The organism is Cupriavidus mimosae (assembly GCF_023952485.1).
GTDB classification, from domain to species: Bacteria; Pseudomonadota; Gammaproteobacteria; order Burkholderiales; family Burkholderiaceae; genus Cupriavidus; species Cupriavidus taiwanensis_C.
Genome location: NZ_JALHRY010000004.1, coordinates 80,105 through 103,553 on the forward strand (window position 1 = coordinate 80,105; position 23,449 = coordinate 103,553).

Annotated in this window: 21 protein-coding genes; 10 read left to right on the forward strand and 11 right to left on the reverse strand. The window is 67.3% G+C overall.

The window, feature by feature from the left end:
* Nucleotides 1-38: 38 nt before the first annotated feature.
* Nucleotides 39-974, reverse strand: coding sequence for a LysR substrate-binding domain-containing protein (locus tag MKD50_RS09030; RefSeq protein WP_115700146.1), 936 nt, complete (start codon nt 972-974; stop codon nt 39-41).
* Between the two features lie 130 nt (nt 975-1,104).
* Between MKD50_RS09030 and MKD50_RS09035 the strand changes: the two genes are divergently transcribed.
* Nucleotides 1,105-4,674 (forward strand): indolepyruvate ferredoxin oxidoreductase family protein, encoded by a 3,570-nt coding sequence (locus MKD50_RS09035; protein ID WP_252666925.1) that lies wholly within the window; start codon nt 1,105-1,107, stop codon nt 4,672-4,674.
* Between the two features lie 151 nt (nt 4,675-4,825).
* Here the strand turns inward: MKD50_RS09035 and MKD50_RS09040 are convergent, their stop codons facing one another.
* From MKD50_RS09040 to MKD50_RS09050, 3 genes are all read right to left on the reverse strand, one after another.
* Nucleotides 4,826-6,013 (reverse strand): helix-turn-helix transcriptional regulator, encoded by a 1,188-nt coding sequence (locus MKD50_RS09040; RefSeq protein ID WP_252666926.1) that lies wholly within the window; start codon nt 6,011-6,013, stop codon nt 4,826-4,828.
* A 244-nt stretch (nt 6,014-6,257) separates the two neighbouring features.
* Nucleotides 6,258-7,163: a hypothetical protein gene (locus MKD50_RS09045; protein ID WP_252666927.1), complete on the reverse strand. Its 906-nt coding sequence runs from the start codon at nt 7,161-7,163 to the stop codon at nt 6,258-6,260.
* 102 nt (nt 7,164-7,265) lie between these two features.
* Nucleotides 7,266-7,439: a hypothetical protein gene (locus MKD50_RS09050; protein WP_252666928.1), complete on the reverse strand. Its 174-nt coding sequence runs from the start codon at nt 7,437-7,439 to the stop codon at nt 7,266-7,268.
* 599 nt (nt 7,440-8,038) lie between these two features.
* On the opposite strand from MKD50_RS09050, the gene MKD50_RS09055 reads away from it, so the two are divergent.
* The 5 genes from MKD50_RS09055 to MKD50_RS09075 all read left to right on the forward strand — a co-directional run bounded on the left by MKD50_RS09055 (nt 8,039) and on the right by MKD50_RS09075 (nt 12,566).
* Entirely contained in the window at nt 8,039-8,545 is a 507-nt protein-coding gene (locus tag MKD50_RS09055) for a hypothetical protein (protein ID WP_252666929.1), read from the forward strand.
* A gap of 180 nt (nt 8,546-8,725) precedes the next feature.
* The gene (locus MKD50_RS09060) at nt 8,726-9,205 is read left to right on the forward strand and encodes a hypothetical protein (RefSeq protein ID WP_240071967.1); all 480 of its coding nucleotides are present in this window, start codon (nt 8,726-8,728) and stop codon (nt 9,203-9,205) included.
* Between the two features lie 204 nt (nt 9,206-9,409).
* Entirely contained in the window at nt 9,410-10,303 is an 894-nt protein-coding gene (locus MKD50_RS09065) for a LysR family transcriptional regulator (protein WP_252666930.1), read from the forward strand.
* A gap of 118 nt (nt 10,304-10,421) precedes the next feature.
* Nucleotides 10,422-11,201: an aldolase gene (locus tag MKD50_RS09070; RefSeq protein ID WP_252666931.1), complete on the forward strand. Its 780-nt coding sequence runs from the start codon at nt 10,422-10,424 to the stop codon at nt 11,199-11,201.
* A gap of 42 nt (nt 11,202-11,243) precedes the next feature.
* Nucleotides 11,244-12,566: an MFS transporter gene (locus MKD50_RS09075; protein WP_252666932.1), complete on the forward strand. Its 1,323-nt coding sequence runs from the start codon at nt 11,244-11,246 to the stop codon at nt 12,564-12,566.
* Nucleotides 12,567-12,583: 17 nt separating this feature from the next.
* On the opposite strand, the gene MKD50_RS09080 is transcribed toward MKD50_RS09075, so the two are convergent.
* The 4 genes from MKD50_RS09080 to MKD50_RS09095 are packed head-to-tail and all read right to left on the reverse strand — an operon-like array spanning nt 12,584 to nt 15,467.
* On the reverse strand, nt 12,584-13,570 hold the full coding sequence (locus MKD50_RS09080) for an NADP-dependent oxidoreductase (RefSeq protein WP_371925325.1): 987 nt from the start codon (nt 13,568-13,570) through the stop codon (nt 12,584-12,586).
* A gap of 16 nt (nt 13,571-13,586) precedes the next feature.
* Nucleotides 13,587-14,465, reverse strand: coding sequence for an SDR family NAD(P)-dependent oxidoreductase (locus tag MKD50_RS09085; protein ID WP_252666934.1), 879 nt, complete (start codon nt 14,463-14,465; stop codon nt 13,587-13,589).
* Entirely contained in the window at nt 14,462-15,133 is a 672-nt protein-coding gene (locus tag MKD50_RS09090) for a Dabb family protein (protein ID WP_252666935.1), read from the reverse strand. Before MKD50_RS09090 ends, MKD50_RS09085 begins: the two co-directional genes overlap by 4 nt.
* A complete protein-coding gene (locus tag MKD50_RS09095; protein ID WP_115700157.1) occupies nt 15,123-15,467 on the reverse strand; it encodes a hypothetical protein in 345 nt (114 codons plus the stop codon). Before MKD50_RS09095 ends, MKD50_RS09090 begins: the two co-directional genes overlap by 11 nt.
* Before the next feature lie 158 nt (nt 15,468-15,625).
* On the opposite strand from MKD50_RS09095, the gene MKD50_RS09100 reads away from it, so the two are divergent.
* The 4 genes from MKD50_RS09100 to MKD50_RS09115 all read left to right on the forward strand — a co-directional run bounded on the left by MKD50_RS09100 (nt 15,626) and on the right by MKD50_RS09115 (nt 20,732).
* On the forward strand, nt 15,626-16,639 hold the full coding sequence (locus MKD50_RS09100; RefSeq protein ID WP_252666936.1) for an AraC family transcriptional regulator: 1,014 nt from the start codon (nt 15,626-15,628) through the stop codon (nt 16,637-16,639).
* A 177-nt stretch (nt 16,640-16,816) separates the two neighbouring features.
* A complete protein-coding gene (locus MKD50_RS09105) occupies nt 16,817-17,359 on the forward strand; it encodes a (2Fe-2S)-binding protein (protein ID WP_252666937.1) in 543 nt (180 codons plus the stop codon).
* Nucleotides 17,356-18,456, forward strand: a complete 1,101-nt coding sequence (locus MKD50_RS09110; RefSeq protein WP_240071973.1) for an FAD binding domain-containing protein — start codon at nt 17,356-17,358, stop codon at nt 18,454-18,456. Before MKD50_RS09105 ends, MKD50_RS09110 begins: the two co-directional genes overlap by 4 nt.
* The gene (locus MKD50_RS09115) at nt 18,453-20,732 is read left to right on the forward strand and encodes a xanthine dehydrogenase family protein molybdopterin-binding subunit (protein WP_252666938.1); all 2,280 of its coding nucleotides are present in this window, start codon (nt 18,453-18,455) and stop codon (nt 20,730-20,732) included. Before MKD50_RS09110 ends, MKD50_RS09115 begins: the two co-directional genes overlap by 4 nt.
* A gap of 27 nt (nt 20,733-20,759) precedes the next feature.
* Here the strand turns inward: MKD50_RS09115 and MKD50_RS09120 are convergent, their stop codons facing one another.
* From MKD50_RS09120 to MKD50_RS09130, 3 genes are all read right to left on the reverse strand, one after another.
* Nucleotides 20,760-21,668, reverse strand: a complete 909-nt coding sequence (locus MKD50_RS09120) for a DMT family transporter (protein WP_252666939.1) — start codon at nt 21,666-21,668, stop codon at nt 20,760-20,762.
* Between the two features lie 75 nt (nt 21,669-21,743).
* Nucleotides 21,744-23,063, reverse strand: coding sequence for a type II toxin-antitoxin system HipA family toxin (locus MKD50_RS09125; RefSeq protein ID WP_115700163.1), 1,320 nt, complete (start codon nt 23,061-23,063; stop codon nt 21,744-21,746).
* Entirely contained in the window at nt 23,060-23,347 is a 288-nt protein-coding gene (locus MKD50_RS09130) for a helix-turn-helix domain-containing protein (protein ID WP_172582360.1), read from the reverse strand. The genes MKD50_RS09125 and MKD50_RS09130 overlap by 4 nt, the downstream gene beginning before the upstream one ends.
* Nucleotides 23,348-23,449 lie beyond the last annotated feature (102 nt).

The window sequence follows — 23,449 nt, forward strand, 5'->3', positions numbered from 1 at the left end:
GCGCCGGGGCAAGCCGGCCCGCTACACGCTTGCGCGCTTCAGCTGCCGCAAGCGTGGATCAGGAATTCACGCAGCGCATCGGCCGGCTTGCCCAGCTTGCGGCCGGGCTGCCACAGCATGCCGACCTCCATGTCGGGCACCGCATTGGCAATCGGCCGGGCCTCGATCTGCTTGCCCTCCAGCGACCACGGCCGATACACCATGTCGGACAGCACGGTGACGCCGAAGCCATGCGCCACCAGCCCGCGCAGCGCTTCCATCGAACCGGTGCGGAAGGCGACATTGGGCGCGAGCCGGTGGCTGCGCCAGTAGCGCAGTGTTGAGTCCTCGGCCTCGTCGACGGTGATGAGCAGGTACGGATACGCCGCGATATCGCGCAGCGAAGGCCGCTCCACCTCCAGCAGCGGATGGCTGGCCGAGGTCCATAGCTGGCGCCGCGACCGCATCAGCGTATGGCGCTGGAAGCGCTGGGGCTTCTCCAGGTTGGACAGCAGCGCGATGCCGAACTCGATCTCGCCCGCCAGCACGGCGCGCTCGATGTCAGGGCGGTCCATGTCGAGCAGGTCCAGTTCGATATCCGGATAGTTGGTGCGGAAGCGCGCCAGCAATCCCGGCAAAAAGTATCCCAGCACGGTGTAGGACGCCGCCAGCCGCACGCTGCCCTGCAGCCCGTGCACCTGGAAGCGCGGCTCGCGCAGTGCGTCTTCGACCGAATCCAGGATCTGGCGGGCGTGCTGGAAGAACAGGTGGCCTTCAGCCGTCAGCGTCACGCCATGCGGCCGCCGCTCGAACAGGCGCACGCCCAGGCGCTGCTCCAGCGCCAGCACGGCATTGGTCACGGCCGACTGCGACACGTGCTCGGCGGTCGCCGCCATCGAGAACTGCCCGGTTTCCGCCGCCGCGACGAAATAGCGGAATTGCCGCAGCGTGACTTCCTTGGCCAGTCTTTCCGAACCTTCGCGCGCCTTGAACATGGTGTCTCCGAGGTATCCGTTTTGCAGATATCAGGTGTTGGAATTGATGATTTTACGATGATCGCGGCGGTTTCTACACTCCTTCGGACAGCAAATAAAGCAACCAGAACGAAGCCCGGAGACCCACATCGTGAATGCCCCGCTCAATCCCGCCTTGCTCGAAGCCCTGGCCAGCGCCAGCCTGGACGACAAGTACACCCTGGACCAGGGCCGTGTCTACCTGAGCGGCGTGCAGGCGCTGGTGCGCCTGCCGATGCTGCAGAAGGCGCGCGACCGCGCCGCCGGGCTCAATACCGCCGGCTTTGTCTCGGGCTACCGCGGCTCGCCGCTGGGCGGCGTCGACCAGGCGCTGTGGAAGGCCAAGCAGCATCTCGCAGCCAGCGACGTGGTGTTCCAGCCGGGCGTCAACGAAGACCTCGCCGCCACCGCGGTATGGGGCAGCCAGCAGGTCAACCTGTTCCCCGGCGCCAAGCGCGATGGCGTGTTCTCGATGTGGTATGGCAAGGGGCCCGGCGTCGACCGCTCCATCGACGTGCTCAAGCACGCCAATTCGGCCGGCTCGTCGCGCCATGGCGGCGTGCTGCTGCTGGCCGGCGACGACCATGCCGCCAAGTCTTCCACCGTGGCGCACCAGTCCGAGCACGTGCTGCAGGCGGCCGGCATCCCGGTGCTGTATCCCGCCAACGTGCAGGAATACCTGGATTACGGCCTGCACGGCTGGGCCATGAGCCGCTATTCCGGCCTGTGGGTGGCGATGAAGTGCGTCACCGACGTGGTCGAGTCGACCGCCTCGGTCGAGATCGACCCCAACCGCGTGCAGGTCGCGCTGCCGCAGGACTTTGCCATGCCGGCGGGCGGCCTCAATATCCGCTGGCCCGATTCCCCGCTGGAGCAGGAAGCGCGGCTGCTCGACCACAAGTGGTATGCGGCGCTGGCCTACGTGCGGGCCAACCGCCTGAACCGGGTGGTGCTCGATTCGCCCAACGCGCGCTTCGGCATCATGACCGCCGGCAAGGCGTACCTGGACGTGCGCCAGGCGCTGGTGGACCTGGGTCTGGATGACGACACCTGCGCCCGCATCGGCATCCGCGTCTACAAGGTTGGCTGCGTGTGGCCGCTGGAGGCGCACGGCGCGCGCGAATTCGCCACCGGCCTGGAAGAGATCCTGGTGGTCGAAGAAAAGCGCCAGATCCTCGAATACGCACTGAAGGAAGAGCTGTACAACTGGCGCGAGGATGTGCGGCCCAAGGTTTTCGGCAAGTTTGACCAGCGCGGCAACGACGGCGGCGAGTGGTCGGTGCCGCGCGGCGACTGGCTGCTGCCGGCCCACTACGAGCTGTCGCCGGCGCTGATCGCCAAGGCCATCGCGCGCCGGCTGGAACGCTTCGACCTGCCGGCCGAGGTGCGCGCACGCATCGCCGCGCGCGTGGCGCTGATCGAGGCCAAGGAGCGCGAGGCGGCGCAGCCGCGCATCGCGGTGGAGCGCAAGCCGTGGTTCTGCTCGGGCTGCCCGCACAACACCTCGACGCGCGTACCGGAGGGCTCGCGCGCGCTGGCCGGCATCGGCTGCCACTACATGACCTTGTGGATGGACCGCAATACCGAGACCTTCAGCCAGATGGGCGGCGAGGGCGTGGCGTGGACCGGGCAGATGCATTTCACCGACGACAAGCACGTGTTCGCCAACCTGGGCGACGGCACGTACTTCCACTCGGGGCTGCTGGCGATCCGCGCGTCGATCGCGGCCCGGGCCAACATCACCTACAAGATCCTGTTCAACGACGCGGTGGCGATGACCGGTGGACAGCCCATCGACGGCGTGCTGACGGTGCCGCAGATCGCGCACCAGGTGCTGGCCGAGGGCGCGAAGAAGCTGGTGGTGGTCACCGACGAGCCCGCCAAGTATGGCGATGGCGCGATGCTGCCGTCCGGCGTGGCGGTGCTCCATCGCGACCAGCTCGATGCCGTGCAGCTTGAGCTGCGCGACACCGAAGGCGTCACCATCCTGATCTACGACCAGACCTGCGCCACCGAGAAGCGCCGCCGCCGCAAGCGCGGCACCTATCCGGATCCGGCCAAGCGCGCCTTTATCAACGATGCGGTGTGCGAAGGCTGCGGCGACTGCTCGGCCAAGTCCAACTGCCTGTCGGTGGAGCCGCTCGAGACTGAGCTCGGCACCAAGCGGCGGATCAACCAGTCGTCGTGCAACAAGGACTTCTCCTGCGTGAACGGCTTCTGCCCCAGCTTCGTCACCGCCGAGGGCGCGCAGGTGCGCAAGCCCGCGGCTGCGGCTGGCAAGGGCAGCGGCGCCGACTTCGCGGCGCTGCCGCAGCCGCGGCTGCCGGCGCTGGAGCGGCCTTACGGCGTGCTGGTCACCGGCGTCGGCGGCACCGGCGTGGTCACCATCGGCGGGCTGCTGGGCATGGCCTCGCACCTGGAGCGCAAGGGCGTGACCGTGCTCGACATGGCGGGCCTGGCGCAGAAGGGCGGGGCGGTGATCAGCCACGTGCAGATCGCGCCGGCCCCGGAACACCTGCATGCGACCCGCATCGCCACCGGCGAGGCGCGCCTGGTGATCGGCGGCGACGCCATCGTTTCGGCCTCGGCCGAAGTGCTGTCCAAGGTCCGGCACGGCCTGACCGCCGCCGTGGTCAACAGCGCCAACACCCCCACCGCGGAGTTCATCAAGAATCCGAAGTGGAAATTCCCCGGCGCCAGCGCCGAGCAGGACCTGCGCGCCAGCGTGGGCGAGGCCTGCGCCTTCTTTGACGCCAGCGCCTGGGCCGTGACCCTGCTGGCCGACGCGATCTACTCCAACCCGCTGCTGCTGGGCTTTGCCTGGCAGAAGGGCTGGATCCCGCTGCAGCACGCCAGCCTGGTGCGCGCGATCGAACTCAATGGGGTGTCGGTCGACAAGAACCGTCTCGCCTTCGAATGGGGCCGTTACCTCGCCCACCACGGCGAGGCCGCGGTCAAGGCGCTGCTGCCAGCTGCGCCGGCCGCCGCCAGCGCGCAGGTGGTGGCGATGCCGCAGACGCTCGACGCGCTGATCCGCAAGCGCGAGGCGCTGCTGACCGACTACCAGAACGCCGCCTATGCCGCGCGCTATCGCGACGCCGTTGCCCGCATCCGCGCCGCGGAGCAGCAGCTGGGCATCGACCGCAAGCTGCCGCTGACCGAGGCCGTGGCCCGCAACCTGGCCAAGCTGATGGCGTACAAGGACGAGTACGAGGTGGCGCGCCTGTACACCGATCCCGCCTTCCTCGACAAGCTGCGCGCGCAGTTCGAAGGCGAGCCCGGCCGCGACTACCAGCTCAATTTCTGGCTGGCACCGCCGCTGCTGGCCAAGACTGACGCCAAGGGCCATCTGGTCAAGCGTCGCTTCGGTCCCCGTACCATGACGGCATTCCGCCTGCTGGCGCGCCTGAAGAGTCTGCGCGGCACCGTGCTGGACGTGTTCGGCAAGACCGCCGAGCGCCGCGCCGAGCGCGCGCTGGTCAGCGACTACCTGGCCATGGTCGAAGAGTTCGCGGCTTCACTGAGCGCGGACAACCTCGACACCGCGCTGGCCCTGGCCGCGCTGCCTGACGATGTCCGTGGCTACGGTCACGTGAAGGAAGCCAGCATGGCCGCGGCGGCGGTGCGGCGCGAGGCGCTGCTGGCGCAGTATCGCGGCGCGGCGCGGCGGGATGCGGCCTGAGGGGGTGCAGAGCGGGGACACAGCCCGCGCGAGACCCGGCGCGCCGTGCCCGAGGCACGGCGCGCTGCACAGGATCGACCCGCAGGGGGGGTGCAATGCCGCTGCGTTTTCCGGGCTGCGAGCACGGAGAACGGTGCCCATGCGCTTGGCGTCAAAGTGACAAGACCAGCCGCACGAGATCGCCGTGCCGCTGCATATTGGTCTTGGCGTAGATCGACTTGATCTGGGTGCGGATCGTCGCGATGCTTACCTGTCTTCTGTCTGCGCAGTCTTGCGGAGTCAGGCCATCGCAGCACATCAGCACACACACGCTGGCTTCCGCTTCCGACAGGCCATACACCAGAAGCAGCCGGCGTACGCGCTCGCCAGGCCCACGCATCACGCGAAAGGTCATCAGCGTCAGGGGACGTTGCCAGGTCCGTGCCAGTTGCGTGCCGGGCGGAAGGCGAATCAGGCTGAAATGCAGGGGATGCGCGGCATCACCCTGGGTCCCTGCCGGCAGCAGCGAGAGCAGGCCGTTCATGCAGGCCGCCTGCCATTGCATCGACTCGGAGCAGCCTTCCGGAATCAGGCGGCCATGCACCACGCGCAGCCGGGTGCTCTGGCTCGCCATCAGCGTGCGCGCGGCCGCGTTGCAAGACAAGACGCGGCGATCCGTGTCAAGCAACCAGACCGCGGAGTCCAGCGACTCCAGCATGCACTCTGCCAGCAGTGCCTTTTCTTCGAGATGCCGGATGCGCAGGCCCAGCAGCGAGGCCCGGCTCACGTGCCTGCACAGCCGGGCGATGGTGTTGTGTTGCTCTTCGGTCAGCGGCGGTGCGTCGCATTCGGCCATAAAGCTCATGAAGCCGCTGCGCTGGCCATTCTGATACAGCTTCAATGCGGACCAATGCTCCAAGCCACGGGCACGCATGAACTCCTGTTGGAAGATGTCGCGCGCCTGTTGTCTGGGCGAGCACACGTCGACATCGTCGAGCCAGTGGCCGGTCTCCCATTTGTGCATAATCGGAAGCGCGGGATCGTATCGGAAGAATTCGGTGCCGTAGCTTTGCAGTGCCGCCGCAGTCCAGGCGTCATCGTCGCCCGCCACCGCCACCGGTGCCAGCCAGGGAGAGATGGCGTCAAGTGTGAGCAGGTTCACCAGCCTCACCCCCGTCTTGCGTCGGAGCGCATGCAACACGGTCTGCCATGGCTGCTCTCCCAGTCCGGCGGCATAGATGTCGTCGATCAGGGCCTCATCGTCGGCATCGGCCGGATTGAGCTGGCTGGCTGGGGTCATCATGCCTCCCGGATTCGCATCGGACCTGGCATGCCGCATGGCCTGTGCTGCGATGGGCATCGCGCCTCCCGGTGCGCAAGACCATCAGCTTTCACTCGGGAATTTCCAGATCCGGATTCCGGAATATGGACGCTGCTGTGGGTTTCTCCTATCCGCCAAATGGCCGAGCAGGGCCAACGGATCTTGGCCGGGACATGGCGCCGAGACCATGGGAAGAGTATCTTCCGCCCGCTGCACTGGGCAGCGGGCGGAACGGGCCCCGGGGGGCGAGTCCTTTAGCGATGACCCGAAACAAGGACTGGCGTCAATCGCAATGTGAAGGTCCGCCGGGATAGACGCCGTTGTTGTACGAATCCAGGGTTCCGCCCCAGGTCTTTTGCGTGCCGCAGGAGTTTGCGGCCGGACATGCCACGTCCGGGGTGCTGGTGCCCGAGAAGAAGCTTTGTGCGTCGCTCAGGACCGACTGAATGCCGGCCGGAACGGCAGCGCCGCTGGCCTGGTTCAGCACTGCGGCAATGTACTGGACACCCAGGATGATATATCCGTTACCGCCGGCGGGCGTATCCAGGATCTGCTGCCAGGTCAAGCCGCTGTTGAAGAACGGCGCACTGCGGCTGTAAGGCAGTGGCCAGACCACGCCGGGCTTGTTGCCCCAGTAGCCTTGCGTGTAGACGCAGCCGCCGGGCATCGGGCACGGCTGCACGTCACCAACGAAGGTAAATTTCGGTTCCGGGCCGGTGGGGATATTGAGCGAGCCGGAGTGATTCAGGATCTTCACCCTTGCGATGTTGCGGATCGTGCCGCTCAGCGGCGCACCGTCATAGCTATAGGGAAACGTGACCGCGGTAAGCTGGGTGGTGCCGGCCGGGATTTCAGTGCCGGTGGCATACAGGGCATGATAGACGTCCAGGAAGTTGGGCCCGGACACCTTGTTCTGGATCCAGTCGTCAATGGTAAGTCCGACCGTGTCGATGGCGCCCTGGTTCCATACCGACACCACGCCGGAATACCGCCAGTTGCCGGTACCCGGCACAGCGCAGATGTCGAGCGTCTTCGAGGCTGCCAGGGTCGTGCCGTTCTGCCCGGCCGACATCGCCTGGCCGGATGGAAACGCCGCCGCCAGTGGCAGGATGGCAGCGAGGATGGCGCGGGCAATATTGTTCTTGTTCATTTTGATTTCCTCCAGGATTCCTGAGTAATGCAACAACACGCTTGGCGCCGCTGCAGGCTCCGCACCGTCTCGCGCACGAGGTACCCACCGGCGGCTCTTTCGGATTACGCCACGCCACGCGGGGGCGCGGCTCACTTCAATTCAGCCAGTACCTCCTTTCTGATTAAATGAATGGTTAACAGAATCATTCGGAGCCGCAGTCACGTTGGCATCACCGTAACCACCGCATCCGCTCAGGCCGAGCGCAATTACCATGGTGATGGCGATCAGGCGAGAGCTTCTGATGCCTTTCCTGGTGCCGTCAAAAGTAATCATTGTTTCCCTCCGTCGATTTACACCGGAAGGTTAGATTGGCAACGTCGAAGTTCCATCATCCATTTTGGGTATGGCGTGTGGCGGGGTCTTGCCATTTGCCTTTGGGGGGGGCGAAAGAGTTCGCCCACCACAATGGATGACCAGGTCGGATGCGGCGGCGCTGTACGGCAGCCAGGCTGCGCAAATTCAAGCATGCAAGGAGTGGCGCGCGGCGATCACGGCGTTGCGCTTGCATCGTGAATTCCAGGCCCGCCAGGTAATGGTTCGCCGGCGCCTGAGACTAGCGCGGCCATAAACATCAAGCATAGGTGGTGGGGCAGCGTGGCGCGCAAGGATAGGGTGCGAAATTAAACACAACGCGAAGAAAAAATCCCCGGTTCGAGGCCACGCTTTAACTATAATTTTCGACGTCGCCAGGGACGAAATCCCCTCTTTCTCGGGCGCACGAATATTTTCGACCACTTTATTTGGTAGTACGCAATTACAGAACTGGAGCGGAACCGGAAAACCCTGCCTCTACTTGATCGATTAAAGAAGAACAACGTAAACAGCAAGCCGTTATTTCTCATCCGGGGGCAATAGATTCTCTGGAGACGAACATGAAGAATCTAGCCCTGGTTTCATTGGCTGCGTTGCTGGCCGCTCCCGCGGCCTGGGCCGAAACCGTCGCCGCCAATGGGCCGAACGGGGCCCACTATGCCAACGGCTCTGCCGAGCCCGTATGTTCGGTGGACTCGTCCCTCGATGTGAACTGTACCGGGACCACCATCGGAGGCGTGGGCAACACCAATGCGACAGCGATTCTGTCGGCGACTTACTCCGGCACGGTGCAGTGCCAGAACCGTGGCGGCCAGATCGTCGAGGTGAAGACCCAGACCACGGAGGCGACTTCCTCGGGAACCCTGCGGCCATCCCGGAACGGGCAACTGGTGGTGCCGCCGCTCAGCACGTCGGCGCCGACCGCCACGGAACTACAAAACGCGGCTGTCTGCCCCAACGGAAACTGGACCAAGCTGCTGCTGGGGGGGCCGACCCTTACGAGCTTCGTGTATACGGTCACGTTCGCCGGCTTCACCCAGCCTTATATCAGCATCGTCGGTCCCTGATCGGCCTGGCACAGGCTTCGGCACATTCACTGATACCGGAACATCCGACACCGGCGAGAGCGTCCTGAGCCATTGGGAAGGCGTGCCAGCACTGCGGGCACGCCGCAATCGGCTACGGCGGGTACCGTCATTGCGTGCGGTACCACGCCTGCCTTTTCCTGAATCATTGGATGATTCGCCATGCGACAAGACCTTCACCTCAATGACTGCGTGCGGGCCGTCTCACCTGCGCCGCACCACTACCGGCAGGTCCCGTGGATGCTGGGGTTCAGCCTGCTGCTCGCCGGATGCGGAGGAGGAGATCCGGCTCCGGTATCCATGACCGCTCCGCAGCAAGCGTCATCAGGACAGAGTCCGTTCGCTGCGCAAGGCACGCCGCCTGCGCGGGAAATCCCGGCACCTTCAGCAGTGACCGACGAAACTGCCGTGCCTTCTGCAGACTCCCCCGAACTTGCGCAACTTGGCGCGCTACCGCACCTGTCATCGCTGTCGGACCGTGAGAAGGCAGGATTGCTCATGCTGCTGCGTACCCGGTCACCCGCGCAACGGATGGCTTTGATCAACATGTATCCCAGCCTGGTCAGGTTGCCCGAGCAGCAAAAAGAGTTGCTGCTGGACCGGCTGGAACAAATCGTTCCGGTCACGGTAAGTCAGCGTTAGTGACCGTTGCCTCAAGCGCCCGGCAGGTCGCCTGTGACGGGCGTGAGGCCCGCGGCCCGCTGGCGGAAGGATCCGCACTGCGGCGTGAGGCCAGGAGAGTCGTTGCGGGCCAGTTTGCGCACGCTGCCACGCCGGGGCGCGGTTGCGGTTGCGGCCGCGGCCACGCCCCATGCAGAATGGCAGCAAAACTACCTGCCCCCCGACATGGAAACGCCAGACCGCCTGCTGCGCAGCTTTTTGCGTATCGCCTCGCTGAAGTCATTGTCGAAGGCTGCGGATGACCTGAACCAGACGCAGTCCGGCGTCAGCAAGCAACTGGCCGCGCTCGAAGCCCACCTGGGCAAGGCGTTGTTTACGCGAACGGGGCGTGGCGTTGCCCTGACGGAGGCCGGGCAAAAGCTGCAGGAAGCGATCGAAGGGCCCTATCGCGCCATCGATCACGCCGTGGACATGATCCGCGACGCGCATGGCAGTACCGAAGGGACGGTAAGGCTGGCCCTGGTCCACACGGTCAGCTATTACTTCATCGGCGATGTGGTGGCGAGTTTCGTCAGTGCGCATCCCGGGGTCAACCTGTCGATGATGGGGCGCAGTTCGCCGGAGGTCGTGGCCCTGGTGGAAAGCGGCAAGGCGGATCTGGGCGTGGCCTACGATACCGCGGTGGACACGGCCGCGCTGGCGGTTTATCCGCTCTTCGACGATACCATGTGCCTGGTGGAGCAGGGCAGCGCGGCCCCGGCTGCGGACGATCCCGGCATCGACCTGGGCGGCCGCGACCTGCGCCTGGTTGCCTTCCCGCATGGCTATGCGCTGCGACGGATGCTCGATAGCGCCGGCCTGAAGGGCGCTTATGTCGCAGAGGCGGAAACGGTGGACGCCATGCTCAAGCTGGTTTCCGCCGGGGTCGGGTCATGCATCCTGCCGAGCCGCCTGCCCGACAAGCTGCTGGCCGAGTATGGCCTGTGCAAGGTGAAGATCCATGCGCCGCTGTTGAAGCGGCGCATGGTGGCGGTGGCGCATCCCGAGCGCCAGCCCTTGCCGCTGGCCGCGGCCTTGCTCTCCTGTGCGCTCCAGGTTGCCAAGGCGCTGGACACGTGAAGCCATGACATAGCTGCTATGAAGCCGGCTCCGTAGCTCGCGTGGAACCCCAATCCCATACTGGATCCCGACCCTTTCGACGACCTCTTGTCGCAGGGAAAACCCGGAGAAAACCAGTATGAACGCCCCCCTCAGAGACAAGTCGTACTTCGACCAGCGCGCGTCCAGCGACATGGCGAAGCATCTGCCGAGCCAGTCGCGCACCACGCAGGAAACCATGGCCTATGCCTGCCGGATCCTGGCCATGACGGAGCAGGAAGCCGGCCTGGCGGGCCAGATCAGTGTCCGTTCCGAACGTCCGGGCGCTTACTGGACGCTGCGTTTCGGACTTGGCTTCGACGAAGCGACGCCGGCGGATTTTATCGAGGTCGATCGCGATCTCAACACGCTGAGCGGCGGCGGCATGGCCAACCCGGCGACGCGCTTCCACCTGTGGGTCTACGACGCCCGGCCGGACGTCAACGCCATCATCCATACCCATTCGCCGTGGGCCAGCGCGCTTGCTGCCGCACGCCAGCCTCTGGTCATCGCGCAGATGGACATGACCCCCCTGCACAACGACTGCGCGTTCCTCGGCAACTGGCCGGGGGTCCCGATCGCGGACCAGGAAGGCGTGATCATCTCGGAAGCGCTCGGTGACAAGCGCGCCATCATCCTCGCGCACCACGGCTATCTGACCGCAGGCAAGACCTGCGAAGAGGCGACCTACCTCTCCGTCTATCTCGAGCGCGCTGCCCGCATGCAGATCCGCGCCCAGGCATTCGGCCCGCTCACGCCGGTCGCTGACGAGCTGGCCAGGGAGGCTCACGACTACCTGCTGAAGCCGTCCATCGTCAACTCCACGTTCGCGTACTGGGCGCGCCAGACGCACGGCATCGCGCCGTACGTCAAGCCGTGACGCGCTGGCAGCACGCATCAGAACAGACAAGGAGACAAGACGATGACCACGCAACAAGGCATGCGCTCGCGCCGCCACTACATCACGGCGGGCCTCGCCAGCATGATGGGCACGACCATCGAATGGTATGACTTCTTCCTCTACGGCACCGCCGCGGCCCTGATCTTCAACAAGATTTTCTTTCCCTCGTTCGATCCGCTGACCGGGACCCTGGCAGCGTTTGCCACCTACTCGGTCGGCTTCTTCGCGCGCCCGTTGGGTGGCATTGTCTTTGGCCATTTCGGCGACCGCGTCGGACGCAAGTCCATGCTGCTGATCACGCTGTTCATGATGGGCATCCCGACCATCCTCATCGGCCTGATCCCGTCCTATGACAGCATCGGTTACTGGGCCGCGGTCGCGCTCGTGCTGCTGCGTTTCCTGCAAGGCGTCGCCGTAGGGGGCGAGTGGGGCGGCGCGGTGCTGATGGCGGTCGAGCACGCGCCCGAAGGCAAGAAGGGCTTCTTTGGCAGCCTGCCGCAGGCAGGGGTCGCACCGGGCCTGATCCTGTCCTCGCTGGCGATGGGCATGGTCGCGACGCTGCCGGAGCACGACATGCTGACGTGGGGATGGCGCGTGCCGTTCCTGGCGAGCGTGGTGCTGCTGGCGGTAGGCTGGTTCATCCGGGCCAAAGTGAGCGAATCCCCCGACTTCGAGCAAATGAAAAAGTCGGGCGACAAGGTCGAGATGCCGGCGCTGGTGGTGCTGCGCCGCTATCCGCGCCAGGTCCTGACCGTGGTCGGTGGCCGCCTGTCGGAAGTCACGTGGTTCTACACCGTGGCGACCTTTGCCCTGGCCTACGCCACCGGCACGCTCGGCATAGCCAAGACCGTGATGCTCGATGCCACGGTGTGGGGCGCTGCGGTCGCGATGTTCACCATGCCGCTGTTCGGCATTCTGGGCGACCGCTTTAGCTTCAAGTGGGTATTCATGGCCGGTACCGTAGGGATCCTGGTCTTTGCGCCGCAGTTCTTCGCGCTGCTGCAAACGCTCGATGCAGGCAATGTCACGATTGCCATGGCCGTCGCGATCGGCCTCGTCTACGCATGCCTGTACGGCCCTGAAGGCAGCCTGTTCTCCGCCCAGTTTCCGCCCGAGGTCCGCTATAGCGGCATCTCGATCGCGGTGCAGGTGTCCGGTGCGATCGGCGGGGGCCTGGCGCCCATCGTGGCCACGTCACTGTTGAATCATGGCGGCGGCGACCCCGCATACATCGTCTGGTACCTGGGTGCGCTCAGCGTGATCGCCTTTGTCAGTACGGCACTGATGCGCGATGTGAACCGGGCCGGGCACGCGGTCCCGCTGGCGAAGGGAGAGCGGGTATGAACGCCGGTGCCTGTCCTTCACGCGTTCCACGGCCCGCCGACACGCAGCACCAGTTTGCTCGCCGCCTGGCCTGACCGTACCAGCTCGAGCGCGTGCCCGGCCTGTGCCAGCGGCAGGCATTCGATGCGAGGCGGCCGCAAACGCCCGCTGTGCAGCAGTGCGGCGATTTCGCCCAGGCGCGCGCCGCTTGGCATCTTGCTGAACGCGACGGCGGTGCGCACGCCGCGCCGCGCGGCCTCGGCGGGATCGGGGGCGTGGTCGCCGCTGACCAGCGTCAGGATGGTCACCAGGATGCCGCCGGGCCGGAGCAGGTCCAGCCCCATCGGCAGGGTGCCGCCTCCCACCGCGTCGAGCACCAGGTCGACGCCGGCCGGCGCCCAGGCCCGCACGGCGTCGCCGATATCGCTTGCGCGGTAGTCGATGGCCAGGTCGCAGCCGAGCGCCAGCAGCGCGTCGCGGCGGGCCGCGCTGCAGGTGGCGGCGACGGCGGCGCCGGCGGCCCTGGCCAGCTGCACGGCGAACGTGCCGACCGCGCCCGCGCCGCCGTGCACCAGCACGGTCTGGCCCGGGCGCAGTCCGCCGTCATCGAACAGTCCGGTCCAGGCGGCCAGCGCCGGTGTCGGCACCGCCGCGGCTTCGGCGAATCCGAGATTGTCCGGAATCGGCACCACGCAATCCTGGCCGACGGCCACGTATTCCGCATACGATCCCCATTGGCCGGCGCCGACTCCGGTTTGCGCGAACACCCGCTGTCCGCGCACGAAGCCCGTGACACCGGCACCGACCGCGGCCACCACGCCGCTGGCATCGAAGCCAAGCACGAAGGGAAAGCCGGCCTGCATGAAGGCGCTCAGATAACCTTCGCGGCATTTCCAGTCGGCGGGATTCACGCCGGCGCAGGCGACGCGGATCAGGACTTCGCCGGCTGCCGGCTTCGGCGTTGCGACCTCACCAAGCCGGATGACCTCGGACCCGCCGTGGCGGTCGATCAGGACCGCGCGCATGTTCTGTTCCATGAGGCTACCTCGCCGGCAGTTCGGGCTGGCCCAGCGCCGGATGGGCCCAGGCCGGAATGACGGGCGGCGGCAGCACGCCTTTGCCGTCGAGCGTGCGGACCTCCAGTCCATGCGCAAGGGGAAAGTGCAGGCTATGGGCGATCTGGCCGGTGTGCAACCGTGCCGGCACGCTGCATAGCGCCAGCGCGGTTTCCACCAGGTATTCCACGGGCTCGGTGGGATAGCCGTCGGGGATATAGCGCTCGCTGCCCGGCGTAAGGATCGCGGTGCTTGGCGCCACCGAATTGACGGCGATACCGTCGGCCTCCAGTTCCGCGGCCAGGCCTTCGGTGAACCGGTTGACGGCGGCCTTGACGGCCGCGTAGGCGGTGACGCCGCCGGCGCGGTCAAAGTCCTGGTAGGGCCGTGCCGGCGACAGCGCCGTGACCGAGCCCAGGTTCAGGATCCACCCCGCACCGCGTGCGCGCATCAGCGGTATCGCGGCGCGGCTCAGCACGAACGGGATGCGCAGGTAGTGGTCCACGGTACGGTCGAAGATGTCCAGCGGCATTGCGTCGATGGGGATGTATTCGGCCAGGCCGGCATTGTTGACCAGGATGTCCAGGCCCCCCGCGGCCTCGGCGGCCCGCAGCACAAGCTGGTCGCGCTGCGCGGCATCGTCGAGATCCGCCGCCAGCGCCATGGCGCGGCCGCCTTGCCGCCTGATCAGCGCCACGGTCTCGGCCAGCGTGCCAGGATCTTCCCCGGAGCTGCCGGCGCGCCGTGCGCTCGCCACCACCAGCGCGCCTTCCGCCGCGAAGCGCTGCGCGATGGCACGGCCGATGCCGCGGCTGGCGCCGGTCACCAGCGCGATCTTTCCTGTCAGTGTTCCGTGTGCGGTCATGGTGCGGTTTCCTCCTTATGGTTGTGGCTGGCAATCTGGCTGACAATCAGGCTGGTCGCGAGCGGGCAGAAGGCATGGCAGATCGCCTCGACCGTCCATTCCGGAAACTCCGGGTCGAACCAGCGGTCGACCCGTCCCCAATGGAACGGGTGCATCAGGTATTCGCCCAGCAGGTCGTCCGTGCCGGCGAACTCCTGCTGCCAGACATGGGTCCATGTGCCCGGCGACACCACGCGTCCCAGCCGCCAGTTGCGAATGCGGGGCATGTACGCCGGCATCCGCAGCAGGTCCTGCTCCAGCGCGTGGACCTGCCACGGCTGCGCCTCAGGGCGGACCCGGAACATCAGCGTGCGCCAGATGCCGTCGCGCAGTTGCGGCGCACGCATGCCGTCCGCGATCGCGCGGTAGGCGACGTGATCGACCGTTGCGATGCCGTCCATTACCGCGGCGAGGCCCGCGGCATTAGCCTGCGCGGCTGGCGAGCCGGGCTTGAACTGCAGGTCGAGCGTGTAGTCGCCGGCGCCCCAGCTTCCGGTCAGGTTGCGGCCGAGCGCCACCCGGTGCAGGCCCGGCAGCCTTTCAACGCGGTCGAGCAGGGCTGGCCCGGGGTCGGGCATCCCGTCGCAAATGCCGGTGTGCAGGTGCAGTTGCGCAGTCTCAAGGCGCATCGCAATGCTCCTTCGGCTGTGGCAGCACGTTTGTCGCGGCGGCCATCACATGGCGGCGGCGCGACTGGCACAGGGAGCCGACCGTCGACCAGAAGGCGAGGGCGGAACCGTCAATGCCGGCGCGCATGGCGTAATACGCCGGCGCATCCGGCACTTGCCACAGCAGCCACAACGTATTGGGCGCATCTTGCAGCGCCACGGGTGGCGACACCCAGCGATGCAGCAGGGCCAGGCCCCTGGCAGCGCTGCCGGGCAGGTAGCGGGATTCCAGCAGCTCAAGCACCGCGGTCAGCTGGCCGGGCGCGAGCACGATTTCATCGAGCACGTGGATCATGTGGGTGTGGCGTCCTCTCATGGGTTGTCCCGTATAGGCATGGTGCTGCGCGCATGGCAACCTCCATGGCTGCCGGGACGATTATGGAGGGCCCGTTGGCCACGCACCCCTACCCGGACGATCAATCACCGCTACCGAAGCAATCACGATCAGCGCCCATGAATGCCCACCTCCCGGGGAGTCCCGTCCCTGTTCCGCACGGCATGGTGCAGCGCTTGCTGGATGAGCTGAAACGGCAGGGCGTGGAGGTACCGGCCGCCGGCACGGAACCGCCGCGGCCGGCACAGTTCACCGCGCTCTATCGCGCCGCGATCGAGCGGCTGGAAGCGCTGGTCGCCAAAGGCGACGGCCACCCGCCCATGTGCAAGCAGGAAGTGGATTTGCTGTGCCGCTGCGTGTTGAGTTGCCAGACGCTGCGCGAGGCGATCCACTGCGCGGCCGATTTCTGCGCGATGCTGTATCCGCGCGCCGGCGCGCTTGGCCTGCGCGAGCGCGCGGGCCAGGCGGTGTTTCAGATGGATTCGCTGCGGCGGGTGAAATCGTCGGCAGCCTGCCTGGTAGACCTGACCGGGCTGTTTTTCTACCTGCTGCTGTTCGGCTGGCTGGTAGGCCAGCCGATACGACCGACCCGGGTAAGCCTGGCGCATCCGCGGCGCGAGGACGCCTTGCCGTTTCTCGGCCTGTTCCATGCGCCGGTGACGTCCGGCAACCCGGCCTACGGCTTCGACTTCGACCAGGCCTTGCTCGACCGGCCGGTGGTGCGCCAGGCCGCGGAGCTTCAGGCTTTCCTGAAGGACTTGCCTTACCGGCTGGTCGGGGCGCCGGTCGAGGTGGTGTCGCTGAGCCAGCAAGTGCGCGGCACGCTGCATGCGGCGCTGGTGCATGGCGCCCGGCTGCCCACGCTGGGCGAGCTGGCAGTCCGCTTCGATGTCAGCGAACCGACGCTGCGCCGCCGGCTCGCGGCGGACGGCAGCAGCTACCGGCAATTGCGCGAGCACAGCCTGCAGGAATACGCCGAGCAATGCTTGCGCACCACCCGCTGGAGCGTCGGCAGGATCGCCGAGCAGCTTGGCTTTGCCAGCGAGGAAGCCTTTCGCCGCGCCTTCCTGCGCTGGACCGGGTACGCGCCAACGCAGTTCAGGCGCGCCAGCCAGGGCAAGGCCACCGGGTAAGCCCACGACAGTGCGGTAATTCGTGCACGGCGCCGGCGGCAATATATGCAAAGCCGGCCGGCACGGCGGCACGCGCCGCTGGTCGGATGCGATGTGGTGAAGCCGGCGAAGCCTGATGGCATGACGCTTGCTGCCTTCGTTCCATTCCCCCACGAACGTGACCCGGCGGAGGCGCCCATGGCACTGGAAGACCCGCTTGCTCCCCCGGCATCCCAGGCCGGCGCATTGCAACAGATTCCCACCACGCTGTACATCAACGGCATCGCCCATGAGCTGCTGCTGGCCCCGTGGGTAATCCTGCTGGACCTGCTGCGCGAGCAACTGCAACTCACCGGTACCAAGAAGGGTTGCGACCACGGCCAATGCGGCGCCTGCACGGTGCTGGTTGGCGGCAGGCGCATCAAGTCGTGCCTGTGCCTGGCCGTGTCCTATGACGGCGCCGACATCACCACCGTGGAGGGGCTCGCCGATCGCGACACGGGCGCGCTGCATCCGCTGCAACAAGCCTTTATCGACCACGACGCGTTCCAGTGCGGCTATTGCACGCCGGGACAGCTGTGCTCGGCCCTGGGCCTGCTGAACGAGCATCCTCCGGCAAGCCGGCAGGAGATCCGCGAGCGCATGAGCGGCAATCTGTGCCGCTGCGGCGCGTATACGCAGATCGTCGAGGCGATCGCCGAAGTCGCCGGGCTCACGGGCCGCGACCAGGAGCCGTCATGAACCCGTTCCGCTATGAGCGCGCCGCCACGGTGGAAGCTGCGCTGCAGTCGATCGCCGCGGCGCAGCGGGACGCCGAAGTGCAAAGCCTTGGCGACGACCACGCGCCGCACTTCCTGGCTTCCGGCACTAACCTGATCGACCTGGTGAAGGGCGGCCTGATGCATCCGGCCGCGCTGGTCGATGTCAGGCAACTGCCGCTGCGGATGATCGAGGCCACGGCGGATGGCGGGCTCAGGCTCGGTGCGCTGGCCAGCAACGCCGATACCGCGCAGCACCCTCTGGTGCGCGGGCAGTATCCGCTGCTGCGCGCGGCGATCCTGGCCGGAGCCTCGGCGCAGATCCGCAATATGGCGACCAACGGCGGCAACCTGCTGCAGCGCACGCGCTGCTATTACTTCTACGATCCGGGCGTGCCGTGCAACAAGCGCGAGCCTGGCAGCGGCTGCCCGGCGGCAACCGGGCTGGCGCGCCAGCATGCCATCCTGGGCGCAAGCGAGCATTGCGTCGCCACCCATCCCTCCGACATGTGCGTGGCACTGGCGGCGCTGGGCGCGGTGGTGCACGTGGCATCGGCCAGCGGCCGCCGCGAGATTCCGTTCCATGAATTCCATCGCCTGCCAGAGGATCGCCCGCACATCGACACCACGCTGCGCCCCGACGAACTGATCACCCACATCGTGCTGCCGCCCGCCGCCGAGTTCGCGCGCCATGCCTGTTACCTGAAGATTCGCGAGCGCGCGTCGTTTGCGTTCGCGCTGGTGTCGGTGGCTGCCGCGCTGGACCTTGCCGACGATGGCACCGTTTGCGCGGCGCGGCTGGCACTGGGCGGCGTGGCCCACAAGCCGTGGCGCGATCCCGAGGCCGAGGCGCACCTGCAGGGCCGGCCCGCCACCGCCGAGCACTTTGCCGCGGTGGCCCGTTTCCTGCTGCGCGATGCGCGCGCCTGGGGCGGCCCGGCCGTGCCCGAGAGCCTGCCCGGCAACAGCTTCAAGATTGCGCTGGCCGAGCGCGCCATCGTGCGCGCGCTGGAAATGGCGGTCGCCGGCGTGCTGAGCAATACCGGCGAAGACGCCTTCAGCGAGGAGGAACAGCCATGAACGACCTGATGCCGCAATGCACGCCGCGCGCACGGCCCGGCACGGGTCCGGTCGGCATCGGCACGCCGGTCCCGCGCCTCGATGGCGTGGCCAAGGTCACCGGCACGGCGCGCTATGCCGCCGAGCATCCGGCCTTCGACCTTGCGCACGGGGTAGTGGTGAACAGCACCATTGCGCGCGGACGCATCGTGTCGATCGATTGCAGCGCAGCGCTGGCGGTGCCGGGCGTGCTCGAGGTGCTGACCCATGAGCGCCGCCCGCGCGTGCGTTCGCTCGACCTGTTCTACAAGGACATGGTCGCGCCCGCCGGTTCGCCGTTCAAGCCGCTGCACGACGCGCGCATCTGGTACAGCGGCCAGCCGGTCGCGCTGGTGGTGGCCGAGACCTTCGAGGCGGCGCGCCATGCCGCCACGCTGGTGCGCGTGCGCTACCAGGCGCGGCAGCACGAGACCAGCCTGCTGGAGCACCTGGGCCGCGCCGGCAAGCCGATGCGCTTCAAGGCGGGCTATTCCGGCCCGCCCAAGGCGCGCGGCGACGCCGACGCCGCCTTCGCGCGCGCGGCTTTTCAGGTCGACGCAGAGTTCTACAGCGGCGTCGAGCACCACAACCCGATGGAGATGCACGCCACCACGGTGATCCGCGGCGGCGACGGCCACCTGACCATCTACGACAAGACCCAGGGCTCGCAGAATTCGCGCTGGATGGTGTCGCGGGTGTTCGGGCTGCCCAGGCGCAAGGTCACGGTGCGCAATCAATACGTGGGCGGTGCGTTCGGCTCGGGGCTGCGGCCGCAGTACCAGCTGATCCTGGCAGTGATGGCGGCGCTGGCGCTGGAACGCTCGGTGCGCGTGGTGCTGACGCGGCCGCAGATGTTCACCTTCTGCCACCGGCCGGAGACCTGGCAGCGCGTGCGGCTGGGTGCCGACGCCGATGGGGGGCTGGTGAGCCTGATCCATGAGGCCGTGGCCGAGACCTCGCGCATGGAGCACTACGTCGAGGTGGTGGTCAACTGGTCCACACAGCTCTATGCCTCCGAGAACAGCCGGCAGGACTATCGACTGGTCGACCTGGACCAGCCCACCCCGGCCGACATGCGCGCGCCGGGCGCCGCGCACGGCGTGCATGCGATCGAGGTGGCGATGGATGAATTGTCCTATGGGTTGGGGATGGACCCGCTGGCGCTGCGGCTCAAAAACTACGCCGAGCGCGACGGTGCCAGCGGCCTGCCGTTCTCGAGCAAGGCACTGCGGGAATGCTACGCGCAGGGCGCGCAACGGTTCGGCTGGGCCGGGCGGCCGCCGCAGCCGCGTTCGATGCGCGATGGCCACGAGCTGATCGGCTGGGGCATGGCCAGCGGCACCTGGGATGCGCTGCAGATGTTCAGCCGCGCGCGCGCGGTGTTCCGCGCCGACGGCCGGCTCGAGGTAGCCAGCGCCGCCACCGATATCGGCACCGGCACGCTGACGGTGATGAGCCAGATCGCCGCCGCGTCGCTGGGCCTGCCGCTGGAGCAGGTGACGTTCGTGCTGGGCGATTCGGAGCTGCCGGTGGCGCCCGTGGAAGGCGGCTCCTCGCATGTGGCCACGGTCGGCTCGGCGGTGGACGGCGTGTGCGACAAGCTGCGCCGGATGCTGTGGCACATGGCGCGGCGCATGCAGGGCTCCGGCTTCGAGCGCGCGCGCTACGAGGACCTGGTGTTCGAGCACGGCCAGGTCAGCCTGCGCGGCGGCCCCGACGCGTCGTTGCCGCTGACCGGCATCATGGCAGCGGCCCGGCGCGAGCAGATCGAGGCATCGTTCCTGCAATTGCCCAATTTGTTCAAGCAGAAGCAGTACACGCGCGCCGCGCACTCGGCCGTGTTCTGCGAGGTGCGCGTCGACGAGGCGCTGGGCACCGTGCGCGTGACGCGCGTGGTCAGCGCGGTGGCGGCCGGGCGCATCATCAACCCGAACACCGCGCGCAGCCAGATCCTGGGCGGCATGGTGTGGGGCATCGGCCAGGCGCTGCACGAGGAAACGCACAGCGACCATGCGCTCGGCCGCTTCATGAACCGCAATATTGCCGAGTACCACATCGCCTCGCATGCCGATATCCAGGACCTGGACGTGATCTTTGTCGACGAGGACGACCGCGTGGTCAGCAGCCTGGGCGCCAAGGGCGTCGGCGAAATCGGGCTGGTGGGCGTCGCCGCCGCGATCAGCAATGCGATCTATCACGCCACCGGCAGGCGGCTGCGCAGCACGCCGATGACGCCGGACAAGGTCATGGCGCGCTGAGGGCGGCGCCGAGCGCAGCCGGTCGCGTCAGCGCCGCTGCGCCAGCCAGATCCCGGCCGCGATCGCGGCCAGGCCGACGCCGTGGTACCAGCGCGGCCAGTCGCCCAGCAGCACCGTCGACAGCAGCGCGGCGAAGACCGGCGTCAGGGTGATGAAGAACACCGGCAGCTGCGCGCCCGCGCGCGCGATGGCGCGGTCCCAGGCAAAGTAGGCCAGCAGCGACGGGATGGTCGCGACATAGAGCAGGATGCCCGCGACCTTGCCGCTCCATTGCAGCGGCTGTTCCAGCGTCAACAGTTCCCACGCCGTCACCGGCGCGCTGGCCAGCACGCCGGTGACGATCTGCGCGAACAGCAGCACCGGCAGGGGCAGTGCGGGACGCTGCTTGCGCAGCAGCCAGGTGTAGGCGCTCCAGGCGATGGTGGCCGCCAGCATGAAAAGATCGCCCGGCACCAGGTCCAGCTGCGCCAGCCGCGCCAGTTCGCCGCGCACCAGCACGAAGGTCACGCCGACCATGCACAGCAGCGCGCCGGCGACATGCCAGGGCCGGACCCGCTCGCCGAAGCACAGCGCGCCGATCACGATCAGAAACAGCGGCGTGGACGCGCCGATCAGCGTCACGTTGATCGGCGTCGAGCTGGTCAGCGCCAGGTACTGCAGCGCGTTATAGCTGGCGATCGACAGGATGCCCATGGCGGTGATCACGCCCGCGTGACGGCGCAGCACCGCGCGGTGCTCGACCACGCCGCGCCAGGCAAACGGTGCCAGCAGCATGCCGGCCAGCACCCAGCGCACCCAGTTCAGCGTGACCGGCGGCACCGTGCCGGCGGCAAGCCGGCCCACGATGGCATTGCCGGCCCAGCTCAGCGGGGGAAAGGTCAGCAGAATCAGGGTGGTCCAGTCGATGCGTCGGGTGCTGGGGCTGCTGGCGGACATGGGGCGAGGTCGATGGGTGGATGGCGCATTATCCGCGATGGCGATGCTTTCGGTGCCGTTGTCCGTCCCGGGTACTCACCGGACCGAGCGCCCCGCGCGCGCCAGCGGCAGCGTCGCCAGACGCCCGCTGATGACCTCGCGGATGGCGCGCGGTGCGTCGAGCTCGTCCAGCAGGCGCGGCCAGCGGGCATGCGCCAGCGCCACCGCTTCCCTGACCGCGGCGGTGGCGATGCGGCGCGGCACGCCGGCTTTCTCTGCGATCGCCTCGTACATGGCCAGGGTTTCCTCGCGCTGCAGCCGGTCGATGGCGACGTTCTGGCCGTACGAGGCAAAGCCGGGCAGCGCGGCCACGCAGACGATGTCATACGCCGGCGACAGCACCGGCAGCACGCCGTTGGGGTAGATCACCGAGAAGTTCTTCAGGTGCGCGTCGCTGTTGCCGATCAGCGTATTGACCGCCTGGCGCAGGAAGAACTGCCGCACATGCTCGACCCCGCTCGGACTCAGGCGGTACAGCGTGGCCACAAGCTGCACGTAGCCGTCGATGCTGGCGTACTTGCGGGCCGGCATGCGGCCCAGCATCTGGCAGCCGTCCTCGGCATGGACGCGCCCGGCCGGGGTACGGTCGAAGCGGTCGACGGCCAGGTAGTGCAGGTCCTCGCCCAGAGCCTCGGCCAGCCCCTCCACCGCGATGGTCGACATGGGCAGCACGCGCGTGGCCGCGACATGCACGCCGGCGGCGGCCGCGAGCTGCATCGAGACCGATTCGTTGAACACTTGCGCGTCGTCGTTCCTGGCCGGCAGCTTGGCGATGATGTCGGACAGTTTGCCGTGGCTCGGCAGCGTGTAGCGCTTGCCGTCCTGCACCGTCGACAGCGCCAGCTTGTTCTGCACCCCGGACACCGACGCGGCCCCTTGCGTGGCGCCCTCGACCACTGCGATCTCCAGGTTGTCGGCGCCGCCGGTCACGCCATAGGCGCGGGCATAGGCGGGCAGGGCGCCGATGTCCGCCGGCCGCACCACCACCGCGCCGGGCAGGTCGTTGCCGGCCGAGGCGAGGATGCCGAAGTCGTCCTTGTCTTCGGGGTGGCTGCGGGTGGCTTCAAGCCGCTTGCGCAGTTCGCCTTCGGGCAGCAGCCCGGCAAAGTAAGGCGGCAGTTCATGGGCGGTGTTGTAGAGCGCGGGATGGAAGGGGTTGTCCAGCACCTCGGCGGTGGCGCGGCGGCCGGCTTCGGTCGGCACCGTGATCGACAGGCTCAGCGTGGGGCGGTCGGTGTCGCCGCGGAATTCATCGGCGGGCACGAAGCGGACATTGCCGCCGGCTTCGCACAGGTAGCCGCACAGCCGGTCATAGAGCCGAACCTCCAGGAAGCGCGGGTGCAGGGCGTAGCTCATGTCTTGTCCAGGAAGATGTCGAGCGCGGCGCGGGCGCCGCGGTCGGGGCCGCTGCCCTTGCCTTCCAGCACCTGCCGGACTTCGGCGAGGCGCTCGTTGGGCACCAGGACCCACTGCGCATCCAGCGCGGCGGCCAGCGCTTCCAGCGTGGAAGCGCGGCTGTCCTTCTTGCCGAGCAGGATGGCCGACAGGTTTTGCGCCGCCATGCCGAGGATCCGGCCGAGTTCGCCAAGGCTCTTGCCCCTGGCTTCCCGCAACTGGCGACATTGAGCGATTAATGACATGGCATTAGTCCATGAGAAAATTCATTCTTTAGAATGATACCCGCCTTCGCTGCCGGCGTGATGCTCATTCGATAGAAGCTTTTGTCGAAAAAAATCATTCTA